Source organism: Arthrobacter sp. 10T419 (assembly GCF_056394105.1).
On record NZ_JBFTHF010000002.1, the window covers coordinates 1 to 15860 of the forward strand.

A 15860-nucleotide genomic window follows, 5' to 3' on the forward strand; every position below is an offset into this window, starting at 1 on the left:
CGGTGTGGGCCCACCCACCGGCTCCCACGTCTCGCTTCGCTTCGCCGCGGGGCCCTCGCCGGTGTGGGCCCACCCACCGGCTCCCACGTCTCGCTTCGCTTCGCCGCGGGGCCCTCGCCGGTGTGGGCCCACCCTCCCCATAGAATGGACAGATGACCCTCAGTGTTGCGCTCGGCCCTGACACCCAGGAGAGCACCCAGACCGGAACGGCGTCGTCGGCCGACGTCCTGACCGCCCCGGACATCCCTTGGAACCTCGTGATCTGGAATGATCCGGTAAACCTGATGAGCTACGTGAGCTACGTCTTCCGCAGCTACTTCGGCTATTCCGAGGCGAAGGCCAACAAACTCATGCTGGAGGTCCATAAAAAGGGCCGCTCCATCGTGGCGCACGGCAGCAAGGAGCAGGTCGAGCAGCACGCGGTGGCGATGCACGGCTACGGCCTGTGGGCCACCGTGGAGAAGGCAAGCAGCGGCCACGGCGGCAACGGATCAGGCAAGGGCAAGGGAAAACGTGGCTAAGGCGTTCAAGTACGGACTCAAGGGCATCACGGGCTACCTGGAGCCGGCCGAGCGGGATCTGCTGCGCAGTCTTTTCGACGACGTCGTTTCCATGCTGGAGCCGGAGGAACGGGCCAACCAGGATCCGCTGGCCGCGCTCGTCGGGCTGGACACAGAGGCCCGCGAGCCGTCGGACCGCGCCCTGCGCCGGCTGCTGCCCAATGTCATGAAGGACGACGACAAGGCCTCCCTGGAGTTCCGCCGGTACACCGAGCGTTCGCTGCGGGAGAGCAAGATCGGCGCGTTGAAGGCTGCAGCCCTTGGCCTGGACAAGGACGAGCTGGTGCTGACGCCCGCGGACGCCCGGCACTGGTCCACCGCGCTCAACGACGTCCGGCTGGTGCTCGCCGAGCGGCTCGACATCCGGGACGACGCTGACGCCGAGCACGTCCACCGGATGCAGGACTGGTCGCAGGCTGAGGACGTCGAAAGCTACCTGGCCCTGGTCTACAACTTCACTACCTGGCTGCAGGAGTCCCTGGTCCAGGCGATGCTGGCTTCGCTCGAAGCCTAGGCCCGTGTGACCCATTAGACACGAGTCGCTCGACACAATGTGATGGCCGCGCCTATGGCAAAGCCCTATCCTCGAATAATCATGACTTCAGCATCGAGCACGGATCCGGCAGCGGAAGCTGCGGCGGAGACCGCAGCGGGCAGCACCGGGGATGCCCGGCCGGGGGAGCGCCCGATCGGCGTCTTCGATTCCGGCGTCGGCGGCCTCACGGTGGCACGGTCCATCATCGACCAGCTGCCCAACGAATCCATCCTGTACGTTGGTGACACCGCCCACGGGCCGTACGGTCCGCTGCCCATCGCCGAGGTCCGCGCCAATGCGCTCGGCGTGATGGACGAACTGGTCGATTCCGGCGTCAAGCTGCTCACCATCGCCTGCAACTCGGCGTCCGCCGCCGTGCTCCGCGACGCGCGAGAACGGTACACCGCCCGCTACGGGATCCCGGTGATCGAAGTGATCCAGCCGGCCGTCCGTCGTGCGGTCGCGGCCACCCGCAACGGCCGGATCGGCGTGATCGGCACCTCGGCCACGGTGGGCTCCCGCGCCTACGAGGACACCTTTGCGGCAGCACCGGACCTGGACATCACCTCGGTGGCCTGCCCGGCCTTCGTCTCCTACGTGGAGGCCGGCATCACCACCGGGCCGGAACTGCTCGCCGTCGCCCGCGAATACCTGGCCCCGCTCACGGCGGCAGGCGTGGACACCGTGGTGCTGGGCTGCACCCACTACCCGCTGCTTACCGGTGTGATCTCCTTCGTCCTCGGTGAGGACGTCACGCTCGTCTCCAGCGCGGAAGAAACCGCCAAAGACGTGTACCGTGCGCTCGCTTCGCGCGGCCTCGAGCGCACCGGCACGACCGCCCCGGAGTACAACTTCATCGCCACCGGCGACGCCGCGCAGTTCGAGCACCTCGCCCGCCGTTTCCTCGGCCCCGAGGTCCTCAGCGTCCGCCACGTGGACCACGTGGCCGCGCAGTACCCCACCGGCAGCCTCGCCCGGATCACCCCGGAAATGATCGCCGCCGCGCAGGCCGGCGCCGGCCGGCCGCGGATCTCCAACTTCGTCTCCACCGATTTTGTCGCCTCCGACGCGCCGCCGCTGACCGGCCTCCGGAGGTCCGGCCTGTGAAGCTGACCATCGTGGGCTGCACCGGGTCCTTTCCCGGACCCGGCTCGCCGGCGTCGTGCTACCTGCTGACCGCGCACGACGGCGAGCGGAGCTGGAAGATTGTGCTGGACCTGGGCAGCGGAGCACTTGGCGCCATCCAGCGGTACACCGACCTTGAGGACATCGACGGGATCTTCCTGACGCACCTGCACCCGGACCACTGCATGGACCTGTGCGGGCTGCACGTCGCGGTTCGCTGGAAGCCGGGCGGCTGGGGACGCGGCCGGATCCCCGTCTGGGGGCCCGCCGCCACTGCGGACCGGATGGCCACGGCCTACGGCCTGGATCTGGACCCGGGCATGCACGAGGAGTTCGACTTCAGCAACTGGTCCGAGCGCAAGCCCGTGACCATGGGCCCGTTCACCGTGACCCCGTTCGCGGTGAACCACCCGGTCGAGGAGGCCTACGCCCTGCGGGTGGAGGTCACCGAACCGGACAAGGACGGCACCCCGGTTACCCGGGTGCTGGGCTACTCGGGGGACACCGACTCCTGCGGCGGCCTCGAGGACGCGGCCCGGGACGCGGACCTGTTCCTCTGTGAGGCAGCGTTCGAGGAAGGCCGCGACGACGGCATCAAGGATGTGCACCTGACCGGCAAGCGAGCCGGCGAAGCGGCCGTGGCTGCCGGGGCGCGCAGGCTACTGCTGACCCACATCCCGGTCTGGACCTCCCCGACAAAGGTGATGGCGGAGGCCAAGGAGGTCTTCGGCCAGCACGTGGCCGTCGCCGTCGCGGGCGTGCACTACACCGTCTGAACTGACGCCGTGGGCGGCGCGCACCGCCAAGTCGATATGCTGGAAGGCATGACTTCCGAAGCCCTTACTGCCCCCGTCATCCGCGCCGATGGCCGCACGCCCGACCAGCTCCGCCCGATCAGCATCACCCGTGGCTGGTCCAAGCAGGCCGAAGGTTCCGCCCTGATCGAGTTCGGCAACACCCGGGTGCTCTGCACGGCGTCGCTGACCGAGGGCGTGCCGCGCTGGCTCAAGGGCGAGGGCCGCGGCTGGGTCACCGCCGAATACGCCATGCTGCCGCGGGCCACCAACACCCGCTCCGCCCGCGAGTCCGTCAAGGGCAAGATCGGCGGCCGCACGCACGAGATTTCCCGCCTGATCGGCCGCTCGCTGCGCTCCATCATCGACACCAAGGCCCTCGGCGAAAACACCATCGTGCTGGACTGCGATGTCCTGCAGGCGGACGGCGGCACCCGCACGGCCGCCATCACCGGCGCATACGTCGCCCTCGCCGAAGCCATCCGCTACGCACGCGAGAACAAGCTGATCGCCCGCAACGCCCAGCCGCTGGTGGACACCATCGCGGCCGTCTCGGTGGGCATCATTGACGGCGTGCCGATGCTGGACCTGCCGTACGTGGAGGATGTCCGCGCCGAGACCGACATGAACGTCGTGGTCACGGGATCGGGCAAGTTCGTCGAGGTCCAAGGCACCGCCGAGGGCGCGCCATTCGACCGCGACGAGCTCAACAAGCTGCTGGACCTGGCCCTGCTCGGCACGGAGCAGCTCGCCGCCATCCAGCGCGAAACCCTGGCCGAGGCCCCGTGAGCGGCGCCCCGTCAGGCAACCAGCCGAACCCGCCGGTCCTGGTCCTCGCGACCCACAACCAGGGCAAACTGCGGGAACTGCGCGAACTGCTGCGCGGCCAGCTTCCCGGACTCGACGTCGACACGCAGGTGGTGGACGCGGGCGCCGTCGGTGCCCCCGACGTCGTCGAGACCGGCGTGACCTTCGCGGAGAATTCGCTGCTCAAGGCCCGGGCGGTGGCGGAGGCCACGGGCCTCGTCGCGATCGCCGATGACTCCGGCCTGGCGGTCGACGTCCTGGGCGGCGCCCCGGGCATCTTCTCCGCCCGCTGGGCAGGCCGGCACGGGGACGACGCCGCGAACCTGCAGCTGCTGCTGGACCAGCTTTCCGACGTGCCTGACGAATACCGCGGCGCGGCCTTTGTCTGCGCGGCGGCACTCGCCGTGCCTGGCCTGGCCGGCGAGGAAGCGCGCGAAGTGGTGGAGTACGGCCAGCTGGAAGGCACGCTGCTGCGGGAACCGCGCGGGGCGGGCGGCTTCGGCTACGATCCGGTGCTCCAGCCAAGCGGCCTGGACCGCAGCTGCGCCGAACTCAGCCCGGCGGAGAAAAACGCGATCAGCCACCGCGGCCATGCGTTCCGGGCGCTGCTGCCGGCGATCGTGGAGGCCCTGGCCGGCCGGTAGTGTCTCTGCGCTGGATAGCATCTGCGCTGGACAACGTAAAAGGATGGCGCCCCACAGTGTGGGGCGCCATCCTTTTGGGCCGCGGCGGGGGAGCGCAGCGGCCGGGGAGAACCGGGGGCTACGGGGTCTTGCGCTCTTCCTCGGGCTCGTGCTCCTCGATGAATTCCTCGACCAGCCCGGTGCCGTACTTTTCGGCCTGGCGCCTGGCGATGAGGCCACGGATCACTTCAATGCCGATCGGGATGACCGAGAGCAGCACGATCGCGATGAAGATGATGTCCAGGTTGTCCCGGACCCACGGCACCTTGTCGCCCAGCAGGTAGCCCAGCAGGGTCACGCCGCCGCCCCACAGCACGGCGCCGATCACGTTGTAGATGAAGAACTTGCGCTTGCTCATCTGGGCCACGCCGACGATCACCGGGACAAAGGTCCGGATGATGGGGACGAAACGGGCCAGGATGAGCGCCTTGCCGCCGTGCTTCTCGAAGAATGCGTGGGCGCTCTCGACGTTCTCGCGCTTGAACAGCTTGGAATCTGGCTTGTTGAAGATGGCCGGACCGGCCTTGGAACCGATCAGGTAACCGGCCTGGTTGCCGATGATCGCGGCAACGACGATCAGCGCGGCAAACGCCCAGATGTTGAACTTGATGGTGTCCGTCGCGACGAGCAGCCCGGCGGTGAACAACATCGAGTCACCGGGCAGGAAGAAGCCGATCAGCAGCCCGGTTTCGGCGAAGATGATGCCGCAGACCAGGACCACGACCCACGGCGCGAGGGCAGGGTCGGCCAGGAAAACCTGGGGGTTAAGCCAGTCGGGCAGGAACGAGGCCAGGTGCGGCTGGACCGGTCCGGCGCCTCCGAAGGTGGTCACGGCGAAGTCGTGCAGGGTGTAAGGGTTCACCTATCTAGGGTACTTGACCGGGTGCAGCCGGTTCCGGCGCTAAAGTTGGAGCGTGGGTTTGGACTTTACAGCGATCGACTTCGAGACTGCGAACGGCTTCCGCGGTTCGCCGTGCGCCGTCGGCCTGAGTAAGGTGCGCGGCGGCGTCGTCGTCGAGGAGGCCTCCTGGCTGATGCGGCCGCCCGCGAACCACGACGCCTTCGACCACCACAACGTCCGCATCCACGGCATCCGGCCCGAGCAGGTCGCCGGCCTGCCGCGCTTCGGTGAACTGTTCCCCGAGATCGGTGCCTTCATCGGCGACGACGTGCTGGCCGCCCACAACGCCGCCTTCGACCTGGGCGTGATCCGTTCCGGGCTGGAGGTCTCCGGGCTGCCCGGCCCCGCCTACGACTACGTCTGCACCGTGATGCTGTCCCGGCGCTGCTACTCGCTGGTGTCGAACTCGCTGCCGTACGCCGCGGAGGAGGCCGGCGTGCCGTTGCTCAACCACCACGACGCCGCCGAGGACGCCCGGGCCTGCGCCGGCATCCTGATCGACATCGCGGCCCGCAACGGCGCCGCCAGCATCGCGGAACTGTACCTCTCGCTGGGGCTGGCCGTGTCCCGCCAGCCTGCCTTCGATCCGCGGCGCGACCCGCTCTCCAAGGCCACTAGGTCCGCCCTCGAGGCGCTCGCCGCCGGACAGGGCGCGGCTCCGGCCACCCGGCCGTTCCGTCCCGGCTGGCCGGACGAGGGCGCCAACCCCGTGCCCAACGCCGGGGCCGAACCGGACCACCCGCTGTTCGGACAGACCGTGGTGTTCACCGGAGAACTCGCGATTCCGCGGCCCGAGGCAAAACTGCGCTCCGCCGAACTGGGGGCCCGGCCCGAGAGCCGCGTCACCGCCCGCACCACGGTGCTGGTGGTGGGGGACGGCTTCGTCGCGGCCGACCTGCGTTCGGGCCGGCTGACCGGCAAGGCGCGTCGGGTCCTGGAACTGCATGACCGCGGCCAGCGGATCGAGGTGCTCTCGGAGGGGGAGTTCCTGCAGATGGTGGGCGGCCACGTTCACTCCCTGACGTAGGCGCTAGGTCATACGGCGCAACAATCATTTCGCCCGGGATCGGTCCGCTCCTAGCCTTGAACGATGAGCAAACTGATCTCTTCACCCGCCCGCGCAGCAGAGGCTCCCGCCGCTGACCCGCGCGGCGGAATCGACTGGGCCAAGGTCTTTGCCTTCCCCAATCCGGTGAACGAGTACTCCGCGCGGATTACCGCGGCTCTCGTGGTGCTGCTGTCCCTCGTGACGCTCCTGACCGGCTCCGGCTGGGGGCTGGCGGTCATCGCCGCCGGATTCTGGCTGCGGGTGCTGTTCGGGCCGCGGATTTCGCCCTTCGGCGTGCTCTCGGTCAAGGTCCTGACTCCGCTGCTGGGCAAGAAGCGGCTGGTTCCCGGGCCACCGAAGCGCTTCGCCCAAGGCATCGGAGCGGCCCTGTCCACGGCGGCTGCCATCCTTTTCGCCGCGGGCCTGGCGCCGGTGGCCTGGGTCCTGCTCGTGGCCCTGATCGCCGCCGCCTCGCTGGAGGCCTTCGCCGGCTTCTGCCTCGGCTGTGCGATCTTCGGGCTGCTGCAGCGCCGCGGACTCATCCCCGAGGATGTCTGCGAAGCCTGCAACAACATTTCGCTCAGGCGCCCGTAACCGCCGCCAGCCGTGCGGCCATGCCCCGAATGACGTCGGGGGCCTCGAGGGCCGCCAGCCAGTCCGCCGGCAGGCATTCCTCTCCGTAGTGCGCGCCCAGGATGTTCCCGGCGATCGAGGCGGTCGAATCGCTGTCGCCGCTGTGGTTCACCGCCACAGCGATCGCTGCCCGGAAGTGCCCCTCGGGGCTGGCGGCCGCCGCCGTCGTCGCCGGTGCGGTGGCCAGCACGGCATACACGCCGACGGCGAGTGCCTCCTCGGCAACCCAGCCTTCGCCCAGTTCCCGCACCAGTTCCTCCGCGCCGAGCAGGTCCCCGGAACCTCCGCTTCCGGCCCCGGGCGCTGCCGCCGCGGCCAGGCGCAGGGACGCCGTCAAGCGGTCGACCAGGGCCGGATCGGGCTCCTCACCCTTCGGCAGCGGGCCGTCCTGGAGCTGCGAGAGCGCGGCGCCAGCCGCCTCATGCAGGTCCTTGCCGCTGACCAGCGCATGGATCAGCAGGCTGAACACGCCGGCGCTCTGCCGGGCCGCGGGGTGCCCGTGGGTCAGCGACGCCGCGTCCGCACTCATCTTGTAGACCGCGTCCGCCGGGACGTAGGGGATGAGTCCGAACGGCGCCGAGCGCATCACCGTGCCGCAACCCTTGGACTCCGGGTTGACCGGCCGGTACACGGTTCCCATTTCCCCGGTGGCGAGGCCGCTGAGGCAGGCATTGCCCGGGGCGCGGCGGTGCCGGAGCACAGCGTGGCTGTCTATCCAGCGCGGCGGCTGGAAGGGGGCGGAGTCCGGGAGTGCCTCGCCCTGGCTGCCGAGCCAGCGCAGGTAGGCAAGCCAGAGGCAGGCATTCGTGTCCGCCGCCACGCCCGAGTTGGCCCACTCGAGTGCCTCCAGCAGGCCGTCCACCGTGTACAGAGTCATCTGGGTGTCGTCGGAGAAGTGGCTGACGCCGTCGAGCCCGGTGAAGTCCCGCAGTCCTTCCGGGCCGTAGGTGGCGCGGATCTCGTCGATTTTCGCGAATTCGACGGCGTAGCCCAGCGAATCCCCGAGCGCGCCGCCCAGCAGGCAGCCGTGGATGCGGGACTCATGGGACGGCGCCGGGGCGGCCGCCGGGGTGCTGCCGGGCTCAATGCTCATACCTCCAAATTTACCCCGGTGCCCGGCCCGTACGGGAACGCGGCGCCCGGCTGAGACGGGTAGGGTGCTGGTGGTGCCAGGTTCGTCATGGCCGCGGCCCCGGACAAAGGACGGACAAGGGAGAGTGATGCGCGAACCAGCGTGGCGGAAGACCGGCAGCACGCCCGACTACAGGTTTACGCTGGCCAACGAGCGGACCTTCCTGGCCTGGGTACGGACCTCTCTGGCCCTGATCGCCGGCGCGCTCGCCATCGATCAGCTGGCGCCCAACATCGCCCCGGGGCCGGTGCGCATCGCCATCTGCGTCGTGCTGGCGGTCCTCGGCGCCGGACTGGCCGCGCTGGCCTACCACCGCTGGGGCCGAATGGAAGCCGCGATGCGCAACAACCGGGAGTTGCCCTACTCCGGGCTGATGCTGGTCATGACCGTCGGCGTCGCCATCGCCGCGCTCACTATCGCCATCCTGATCTTGATCGCACGGTGACCGTACCGCCGCAGGGCCCCGGGCTGCAGCCGGAACGCACGACTTTGGCCTGGGGCCGGACGCTGCTGGCCCTCGTCGTCGCGGATTTGTTCATCTGGCGCACCTGGGCGCTGTCCGGCCCGGGGGACCAGGCCGCCGGCCGCTTCGACTCCCTCGGCCTGTGTGCCGCAGCGGCGCTCGGGTCCACGGTGGTCCTCTTTGTCTGCGTCCGGGTGCGCTCCCGGCAGCTGCGCAGCTCCACCGACGCGGCCCCGGCGGCGCTGATGATCAGCGCGACGGCGGCTGTCCTGGCGCTCGCCGCGAGTACGGTGGCGGCGATTGCGCTCGGGACGTAGCCGCCGCCCGGCACGGCGGGACTCCAGCGAACACCCAGCCCCCGCTGGCAGACTCCAAGCAGACCATGGCCCCCAGCCAAAGGATTTCCGCGCCATGACCAAGCCAGTGCACGCCTCCGAGCCGGACGTCGCCCAGCCGGCCCTCGTACCCGATGACCGACAGCCGGGCCTCATCGCCCGGCTGTCCGCCGAGGCACTGGGGACCCTGTTCGTCGTGGTGGTGGGCCTGGGCGTGCCGCTGTTCGCCGTTCCTCAGTACAACCCGATGTCCGCCTCGCTGGCGGCGGGCCTGGCCCTCACGGCGGCCATGCTGGCCTTCGGCTACCTGTCCGGCGGCCATTTCAACCCCGCGGTCACGGTGGGTAACGCGATCGCCGGCCGGATCAGGCCGCTCGACGCCGCGGCCTACCTTGGCGCGCAGCTGGTGGGCGCCGTGCTCGGGGCGCTGACGCTGTTCGGCGTGCTGCGCACGGTTCCCAAACTCAACGGCACGCAGACGGCCTTCGACACGGTCGCGGCGGGTTTTGACAGCCGCTCGGTCATCCAGGCTCCGATGGCCGGTGTACTGCTGCTCGAGGTGCTCGGTGCCGCCCTGCTGGTGGCGGTCTATCTCGGCACCACCGCGGGACGCAACCCGGCAAAGGCCGCTGCGCCTTTCGCCGTCGGCCTGAGCATGGCCGTGCTGCTGCAGCTGGGCCAGAGCATCGGGAACGCCCCTTTCAACCCGGCGCGTGCCACGGCTTCCGCGCTCTTCAGCAGCCCGGACGCCCTGGGCCAGCTGTGGCTCTTCTGGGTGGCCCCGCTGGTCGGCGCTGCGGTTGCCGGGCTGGTGTTCCGGGGGTTCGCGAGCACCTCGGTGCGGGCCGGCGCGGTTTCCGGCGGCCCGGAGCGGACCCGCGGGTATGCCGACGTCGACGACGACAGTCTTGACGAGCCCGGCGAGCCCAACAACGCGGCCGACGCGGGGGACGCCGTACCGGCAGCGCCGGCGACTTCCGCGACGTCCGCGGATGAGGCCCGCGACTTCTTCGACAAGCGCACCCTGTAACGTCTGTCACCCCTGGCGCCGGGCCGGTGCGCAATAGTGTCGGTGGCAGCCGATAGCGTAGTGGCATGCGGTTATTGCACACCTCGGACTGGCACCTGGGCCGGTCGTTCCACGGCGTCGGGATGCTTGACGCCCAGCGCGCCTTTATCGACCAACTCGTCGGCGTCGTCCGCGAAGAGTCGGTCGACGTCGTCCTCATCGCGGGTGATGTGTACGACCGTGCGCTGCCCGGCGTCGACGTCGTGGGCCTGCTCGACGACGCACTGGTGCGGCTCAGCGGCGCCGGGGCGAAGGTGGTTTTGACCAGCGGCAACCACGACTCGGCCATCCGGCTCGGCTTTGCCTCCCGCCTGCTCGAACGCGGGGGAGTGCACCTGCGCACCCGGCTTGCCGAGCTGGACACCCCGCTGCTGCTCCCGCTCTCGAACGACGCCGGGGCGAATGGCGCCGGCGCGGACGAGGACAACGGACCGGTGCTGGCGATCTACGGCATCCCCTGGCTGGAGCCGCGGCTGGTCGCCGCGCAACTGGGCGTCGAGACCGCCAGCCACTTCGAGGTGACCCGCGCCGCCACCGGGCTGGTCCGCGCCGACATCGCGGCCCGGTCCAAGACCCGGACCGTCCATTCGGTGGTGCTCGCCCACACCTTCGCCAGCGGCGGCATCAGCTCCGACAGTGAACGGGACCTGAGCATCGGCGGGGTCGGCGCGGTGCCGCTGGACCTCTTCGACGGCTTCAGCTACACCGCGCTGGGCCACCTGCACGGCCGGCAGTCACTCTCGTCCGCGGTCCGCTATTCGGGCTCACCGCTGGCCTACTCGTTCTCCGAAGCGAAGCACCAGAAGGGCGGCTGGCTGATCGACGTCGACGCCACCGGCGTCACCGCCGTCACGGAAGTCCTGTGGGAAGCGCCCCGCCGCCTCGCCACGTTGCGCGGCAAACTGGACGAGCTGCTCACCGACGAGGCGTTCGCCTGGGCCGAAGGCGCCTACTGCCAGATCACGCTGACCGACGCGCAGCGCCCGAAACAGGCCATGGAACGGCTGCGGGCGCGTTTTCCCGACACCCTCGTCCTGGGCTTCGACCCCGAGGGCGCCGAAGCCTCGGCCAAGACCAGCTACAGCAGCCGGCTGGCCCAGGCCGGGGACGACCTCTCGATCTGCTGCGGGTTCCTGGAACATGTCCGCGGCCGCGCCGCCGACGAGGCCGAGTCCGGAGTCCTGGCCGAAGCCCTCGAAGCCGTCCGACTGGAAGGGGTTTCCCGGTGAGGATCCACCGCCTGGAAATTTCCGCGTTCGGCCCCTTCGCCGGCACGGAGCACATCGACTTCGACCGGCTCAGCACGCACGGTCTCTTCCTGCTCAACGGCGCCACCGGCGCGGGAAAGACCAGCGTCCTGGACGCCATCTGCTTTGCCCTCTACGGCTCCGTGCCCGGCGCCCGGCAGGAGGGCAAGCGGCTGCGCAGCGACCACGCGGACCCCGCCGCCGAGCCGCGAGTCACCTGCGAGTTCTCGGCCCAGGGCAGGCACTTCGAAGTTTCCCGGACGCCCGCCTGGAACAAGCCCAGCGCCCGGGGCAAGAACGGGTTCACCGAGCAGAAGGCCAACACCCTGCTGCGGGAACGGATCGACGGCGAGTGGCTGGAAAAGTCCGGCCGCAACGACGAGGCAGGTGCGGAAATCACCGCACTGCTGGGCATGGACCGGGAGCAGTTCACCCGGGTGGTGATGCTGCCCCAGGGCGACTTCGCTGCCTTCCTGCGCTCCAAGGCCTCCGACCGGCTGGTGCTGCTCCAAAGCCTCTTCGGCACCCAGCGCTTCGAAGCGGTGGAACAGGAACTGGGGCGGCGCGCCGCCGCGGCCCGCACCGAAGTGGAAAGCCTCAACAACAAGCTCGAACTGCTGCTGGCCCAGGCCGAAGCGGAAACCGCGGGCCTGGGCGTCGAGCTGGACGGGGCACCCCGCCGCGACGACGCCGACCAGCTGCTGGCCTGGCTTGAGGCCAGCGCCGGCTCGGCCGCCGGGGAACGCCAGGCCGCCGCGGTCGAGTCCGAGCGGGTCGGCGCCGAGTTGGCCGCCCTTCTCGAGGGCACGGCGGCGCGCGCCGCGCGGCAGGCAAAACTTGCGGCGGCCGAGCGCCGCCGCGCCGCCGCCGAAGCGGCAGTCCCGGAGCTGCGGAAGAAGACCGCATTACTGGAACAGCACCGGAAAGCCGAAGTGCTTGGCGGCCAGCTGCAGGCGGTAGACAGTGCCGAGATGGCCGAGGAACGCGCGGCCGCGGCCGCCGCCGGCGCGGCTGCGGAACTGCGGGCCGCGGCGCTCACCGACCCGGAGCTGGCCGCGCTGCCTGCCGCGCCTCCGGGTTCCGACGGACCGGCCGGCGAGCCGCTTCTCGAAGGATCAGTGCTGCGGAGCGAGCTCGGCCGGCTGCGCTCCCTCCGTGCCGTCCTGGAGGAACGGCTGCCGGACGAGGACCGTCTTGCCGTCCTGATCGGCCGCCGCGCCGAACTGCAGCTCACCCTGGACGGACTGCACACGGCCAGCCGATCCGGCGCCGCAACCCTCGACGCCCTGCGCGCCGAATCCGCCGAACTCCTTGCCGCCCTGGCTCCGCTCGAAGAACTTGCCGCCGAAGTCCAGTTGCGCACCAAGGAAGCCGCCGCCGCGGAAGAGCTGGTCGCCATCGTGGCCCGCCACGCTTCCGCCGCGGAGAACTGCGCACGGATCACCGACCGCCACCGCGTGGCCCGCGACAGCCACCAGGACCGACGGCAGCGCTGGCTGGACCTCCGGGAAGAGCGGCTCGCCAATGCCGCCGCTGAACTCGCGGCCCAGCTGCTCCCGGACCAGCCGTGCCCGGTCTGCGGCAGCGCCGAGCACCCCGCCCCCGCCCCGGCCGCGGCGTCCGCCTTGGCCATCGCCGAGGCTGAAAAGACCGCGCAGGAGGACGCCGAGGCGGCCGAGGCTGTGCTGTCGGCGCTGGAGCGTGAACTCGGCGAAGCCCAGCAGGACCTCGCCGTGCTGGCAGCCCAGGGCGGCGACACCGAGCCTGACGTGGCCCGCAGAGAGGCCACACTGGCGAAAGAGCGGTCGGCCGAAGCCACCCGCGCCGCCGCAGAGCTGGCGGCCAACCGGGCCCGGCGTTCGGAGCTGGACGAGGAGATCCTGGCCGCGGAACAGGCCCGGACGGCGGCCGCTTCCGGGATCGCCCAGACCGAATCCACCATCAGCGAGGTCCTCGGACAGGTCGAGGGCCTTGAGACCGCCTTGGCGGGCCTGCGCGCCGGGCACGCGAGCCTCGGCAGGCGCCTCGTCTCCGTTCGCGGAACGACGGCCCTGCTCGAACGCGCCGACGCGGCCGCCGGCAGCCTTGAACAGGCCCGCGCGCGGACTACCGATGCGCGTGCCCAGCTTGAGCGGGCCCTCCCGGACGCCGGCTTCGAGTCGGCGGACGCGGCCCGTTCGGTGCTCCTGCCGGCACCGGATGCGGCCGGGTTGGAGGCCGCCGTCCGTGCCGGGCAGGACGAAGCCGCCCGGCTTACGGAACTCTTTGCCGGTGAGGAACTCGCCTTGGCCGCCCGGGAGCTGGCCGCGGACGGCCCTGTGGACGGCGCCGTTCTCGATCAGCTCCGGGCCGAGTGTGCGTCGGCGGAACGCAAGGCCCGGGAGGCTGTACTGGCCTCCGGGCTCGCCGGGAAGTCGGTGCAGACCCTGGGCCGGATCTCCGCCGAGTATGCGGAGCACGCGGCTGCCGGCCGGGAGCCCCGGGATCGGGCAGCGCTGTGGACCGCCGTGGCCGAGGCGGCCCGCGGCGGCGGAGACAACAACTACCGGATGAGCCTGAACAGCTACGTGCTCGCGGCCAGGTTGGAACAGGTGGCGGCTGCGGCCTCGGAGCGGCTGATCGGCATGAGCGACGGCCGCTACACCCTGCAACACACCGACGCCAAGGCAGCCCGCGGGCAAAAATCCGGTTTGGGCCTCGAAGTCGTGGACCAGTGGACCGGCCAGCGCCGCGACACCGCCACGCTCTCCGGCGGCGAGTCCTTTATGGCGTCGCTCGCCCTGGCCCTCGGCCTCGCGGACGTGGTGCAAATGGAATCCGGCGGGGTGGACATTGAGACCCTCTTCGTGGACGAGGGCTTCGGCAGCCTCGACGAACAGTCCCTCGAACAGGTCATGGACGCGCTCGAAGGGCTCCGCGACGGCGGCCGGGTCGTGGGCCTCGTGAGCCACGTCGCGGAAATGAAGCAGCGGATCACCACCCAGCTCCAGGTGGTCAAGGGCCGGAACGGATCCACCCTGCACATCTCCGACGACACCCCGGCCTGAGGCCCGCCGGCTCGGGTATAATCGGAGGGTTACCGGGTCGCGCGCATCGGGAGGAGGGACGATGCGCACTATCGAACGAACCCGGAATCATGAACCCTTCACCGTCTTCCACGACGTCCCTTTCCGCTGCGCCCGCGGCAGCCCGCAGCGGCGGCCGCTTTGCCCGGCTGCCCCTGCTCGCCGGCCGGAGTTTCATCCCGCTTGGGCTTTTCGCCCGTCTCCCGCTGGCCATGCTGACCGTCGGCGCCCTCACCCTCGTCACCGCAGTCACCGACTCCTATGCCGTGGGCGGCGCCGCGGCCGGCGCCGTCGGCATCGGCTCGGCACTCGGGGCCCCGGTGCTGGGCGCCCTCGCCGACCGGCTGGGCCAGCGCCCCGTCCTGCTCTTCTCCGCCGTCTTCAACGCGGTCGCCGTGACCGCCCTGATCCTCGCCGCATACCTGGTCCCGGGCGGCCGGGAGCTGGCCGCCGCCGTGCCGGTGCTTGCCGCGGCTTTCGTGGCGGGCGCCAGCTGCCCGCAGGTCGGCCCGCTGGCACGGGTCCGCTGGATGGCGCTGAGCTCCCGCGGCGGCGGACACGCGGAAGACCTGGACACGGCCCTGTCCTATGAGAGCACCGCCGACGAGCTGACCTTTGTGCTGGGCCCGGCGCTGGTGGGCATCCTCGCCAGCCTCCTCAGCCCCTGGTTGCCGCTCGCGCTGGCCGCCGCGCTCACCCTCACCCTGGTTCCCGCGTTCGCCGTGCACCCGACGCACCGCGCGGTGCCGCGCACCCCGGCACGGAGCCGCGCGGCCGCTGCCGCCGCCCGGCAGCAACGGAGAGCCCTCACCACCGGGCAGCGCGCGGCAACCTTCGCCGCCGTCGGGCTGCCGGTCCTGGCCATGGTCTGCATGGGCACCTTCTTCGGCTCGACCCAGACCTCCCTCAGTTCCTTCTCGGCGAGCTTCGCCACGTCCGAGCTGGCCGGACTGCTCTACGCGGTGATGGGCCTGAGCTCCGCTGCCGCGGCGCTCTCCGTGGCGTACTGGCCGCGGCGGTTCAGCGTCAACGCCCGCTGGCTGGCCTGCGCGGCGCTGATGACCGGGCTCGCGGCCCTGTTGCTCCTGCCCTCGACGGCGCTGCCGATGATCCTGGTGCTGCTGGTCCTGGGCCTGCCGGTGGGTCCGCTGATGGTCACCGTATTCGCGATCGGCGGCGTCGTGGCCCCGGAGGGGAAACTCGGCACGGTGATGACGGCGCTGGCCAGCGGCATTGTCGCCGGCACAGCGCTGGGCTCCTCCATCGCCGGCCAGCTGGCACAGAACTCCGGCTATTCGGCCGCGTTCCTCGTTCCGGTCTGCGCCGCGGCGGCGCTGTTCCTGCTCGGCGCGGCAGCCGCCGTCGTCCTCCAGCGCCGAAACCGGGCGGCCGCATAACCCCAACTGACTCGCAGGGGTGGTCGTTTCGCGGGCTGAAACGACAACGACTGCGAGTCAGTTAGG

Annotated in this window: 16 protein-coding genes; 14 read left to right on the forward strand and 2 right to left on the reverse strand. The window is 70.7% G+C overall.

Going from position 1 to position 15860, the window contains the following annotated elements; translation table 11 throughout:
• Positions 1-152 precede the first annotated feature (152 nt).
• Genes clpS through rdgB form a run of 6 tightly spaced genes read left to right on the forward strand, consistent with a single transcriptional unit; the run spans position 153 to position 4465 of the window.
• A complete protein-coding gene (clpS, locus tag AC1DBD_RS03655) occupies positions 153-521 on the forward strand; it encodes an ATP-dependent Clp protease adapter ClpS (protein WP_476981457.1) in 369 nt (122 codons plus the stop codon).
• A complete protein-coding gene (locus tag AC1DBD_RS03660; protein WP_441417376.1) occupies positions 514-1074 on the forward strand; it encodes a DUF2017 domain-containing protein in 561 nt (186 codons plus the stop codon). Before clpS ends, AC1DBD_RS03660 begins: the two co-directional genes overlap by 8 nt.
• 42 nt (positions 1075-1116) lie before the next feature.
• On the forward strand, positions 1117-2202 hold the full coding sequence (gene murI, locus AC1DBD_RS03665) for a glutamate racemase (protein ID WP_441417377.1): 1086 nt from the start codon (positions 1117-1119) through the stop codon (positions 2200-2202).
• The gene (locus tag AC1DBD_RS03670; protein WP_441417378.1) at positions 2199-2996 is read left to right on the forward strand and encodes an MBL fold metallo-hydrolase; all 798 of its coding nucleotides are present in this window, start codon (positions 2199-2201) and stop codon (positions 2994-2996) included. The genes murI and AC1DBD_RS03670 overlap by 4 nt, the downstream gene beginning before the upstream one ends.
• A 48-nt stretch (positions 2997-3044) precedes the next feature.
• On the forward strand, positions 3045-3803 hold the full coding sequence (rph, locus tag AC1DBD_RS03675; RefSeq protein WP_138768925.1) for a ribonuclease PH: 759 nt from the start codon (positions 3045-3047) through the stop codon (positions 3801-3803).
• Positions 3800-4465 carry an RdgB/HAM1 family non-canonical purine NTP pyrophosphatase gene (rdgB, locus tag AC1DBD_RS03680; protein ID WP_441417379.1) on the forward strand — a complete coding sequence of 222 codons (666 nt, stop codon included), beginning with the start codon at positions 3800-3802 and terminating at the stop codon, positions 4463-4465. Before rph ends, rdgB begins: the two co-directional genes overlap by 4 nt.
• Positions 4466-4583: 118 nt before the next feature.
• Here the strand turns inward: rdgB and AC1DBD_RS03685 are convergent, their stop codons facing one another.
• Positions 4584-5351, reverse strand: coding sequence for a VTT domain-containing protein (locus tag AC1DBD_RS03685; RefSeq protein ID WP_476926353.1), 768 nt, complete (start codon positions 5349-5351; stop codon positions 4584-4586).
• Positions 5352-5418: 67 nt separating this feature from the next.
• Here AC1DBD_RS03685 and AC1DBD_RS03690 point away from each other — a divergent pair, with 67 nt between their 5' ends.
• Positions 5419-6432 (forward strand): 3'-5' exonuclease, encoded by a 1014-nt coding sequence (locus AC1DBD_RS03690; protein ID WP_441417380.1) that lies wholly within the window; start codon positions 5419-5421, stop codon positions 6430-6432.
• A 63-nt stretch (positions 6433-6495) separates the two neighbouring features.
• On the forward strand, positions 6496-7047 hold the full coding sequence (locus AC1DBD_RS03695; RefSeq protein ID WP_476981458.1) for a DUF4395 domain-containing protein: 552 nt from the start codon (positions 6496-6498) through the stop codon (positions 7045-7047).
• On the opposite strand, the gene AC1DBD_RS03700 is transcribed toward AC1DBD_RS03695, so the two are convergent.
• Positions 7034-8179 carry an ADP-ribosylglycohydrolase family protein gene (locus tag AC1DBD_RS03700; protein ID WP_476981459.1) on the reverse strand — a complete coding sequence of 382 codons (1146 nt, stop codon included), beginning with the start codon at positions 8177-8179 and terminating at the stop codon, positions 7034-7036. The genes AC1DBD_RS03695 and AC1DBD_RS03700 overlap by 14 nt on opposite strands.
• Before the next feature lie 127 nt (positions 8180-8306).
• Between AC1DBD_RS03700 and AC1DBD_RS03705 the strand changes: the two genes are divergently transcribed.
• The 6 genes from AC1DBD_RS03705 to AC1DBD_RS03730 all read left to right on the forward strand — a co-directional run bounded on the left by AC1DBD_RS03705 (position 8307) and on the right by AC1DBD_RS03730 (position 15794).
• Positions 8307-8663, forward strand: coding sequence for a YidH family protein (locus AC1DBD_RS03705; RefSeq protein WP_441417383.1), 357 nt, complete (start codon positions 8307-8309; stop codon positions 8661-8663).
• Positions 8660-8998 (forward strand): DUF202 domain-containing protein, encoded by a 339-nt coding sequence (locus AC1DBD_RS03710; RefSeq protein WP_476893325.1) that lies wholly within the window; start codon positions 8660-8662, stop codon positions 8996-8998. The genes AC1DBD_RS03705 and AC1DBD_RS03710 overlap by 4 nt, the downstream gene beginning before the upstream one ends.
• Positions 8999-9092: 94 nt before the next feature.
• Complete coding sequence (locus AC1DBD_RS03715; protein ID WP_476981460.1) at positions 9093-10046, forward strand: MIP/aquaporin family protein; 954 nt, start codon at positions 9093-9095, stop codon at positions 10044-10046.
• A 65-nt stretch (positions 10047-10111) separates the two neighbouring features.
• Entirely contained in the window at positions 10112-11314 is a 1203-nt protein-coding gene (locus AC1DBD_RS03720; protein ID WP_476981461.1) for an exonuclease SbcCD subunit D, read from the forward strand.
• Entirely contained in the window at positions 11311-14379 is a 3069-nt protein-coding gene (locus AC1DBD_RS03725; protein WP_476981462.1) for an AAA family ATPase, read from the forward strand. Before AC1DBD_RS03720 ends, AC1DBD_RS03725 begins: the two co-directional genes overlap by 4 nt.
• Before the next feature lie 89 nt (positions 14380-14468).
• Positions 14469-15794 carry an MFS transporter gene (locus AC1DBD_RS03730; RefSeq protein ID WP_441417388.1) on the forward strand — a complete coding sequence of 442 codons (1326 nt, stop codon included), beginning with the start codon at positions 14469-14471 and terminating at the stop codon, positions 15792-15794.
• Positions 15795-15860 lie beyond the last annotated feature (66 nt).

Coding starts and splice junctions, on each gene's coding strand:
- AC1DBD_RS03720 (WP_476981461.1), top strand. CDS start 10,112: ATGCGGTTATTGCACACCTCGGACTGGCACCTGGGCCGGTCGTTCCAC.
- AC1DBD_RS03700 (WP_476981459.1), bottom strand. CDS start 8,179: ATGAGCATTGAGCCCGGCAGCACCCCGGCGGCCGCCCCGGCGCCGTCC.
- AC1DBD_RS03730 (WP_441417388.1), top strand. CDS start 14,469: ATGAACCCTTCACCGTCTTCCACGACGTCCCTTTCCGCTGCGCCCGCG.
- rph (WP_138768925.1), top strand. CDS start 3,045: ATGACTTCCGAAGCCCTTACTGCCCCCGTCATCCGCGCCGATGGCCGC.
- murI (WP_441417377.1), top strand. CDS start 1,117: ATGGCCGCGCCTATGGCAAAGCCCTATCCTCGAATAATCATGACTTCA.
- AC1DBD_RS03705 (WP_441417383.1), top strand. CDS start 8,307: ATGCGCGAACCAGCGTGGCGGAAGACCGGCAGCACGCCCGACTACAGG.
- AC1DBD_RS03715 (WP_476981460.1), top strand. CDS start 9,093: ATGACCAAGCCAGTGCACGCCTCCGAGCCGGACGTCGCCCAGCCGGCC.
- AC1DBD_RS03695 (WP_476981458.1), top strand. CDS start 6,496: ATGAGCAAACTGATCTCTTCACCCGCCCGCGCAGCAGAGGCTCCCGCC.
- clpS (WP_476981457.1), top strand. CDS start 153: ATGACCCTCAGTGTTGCGCTCGGCCCTGACACCCAGGAGAGCACCCAG.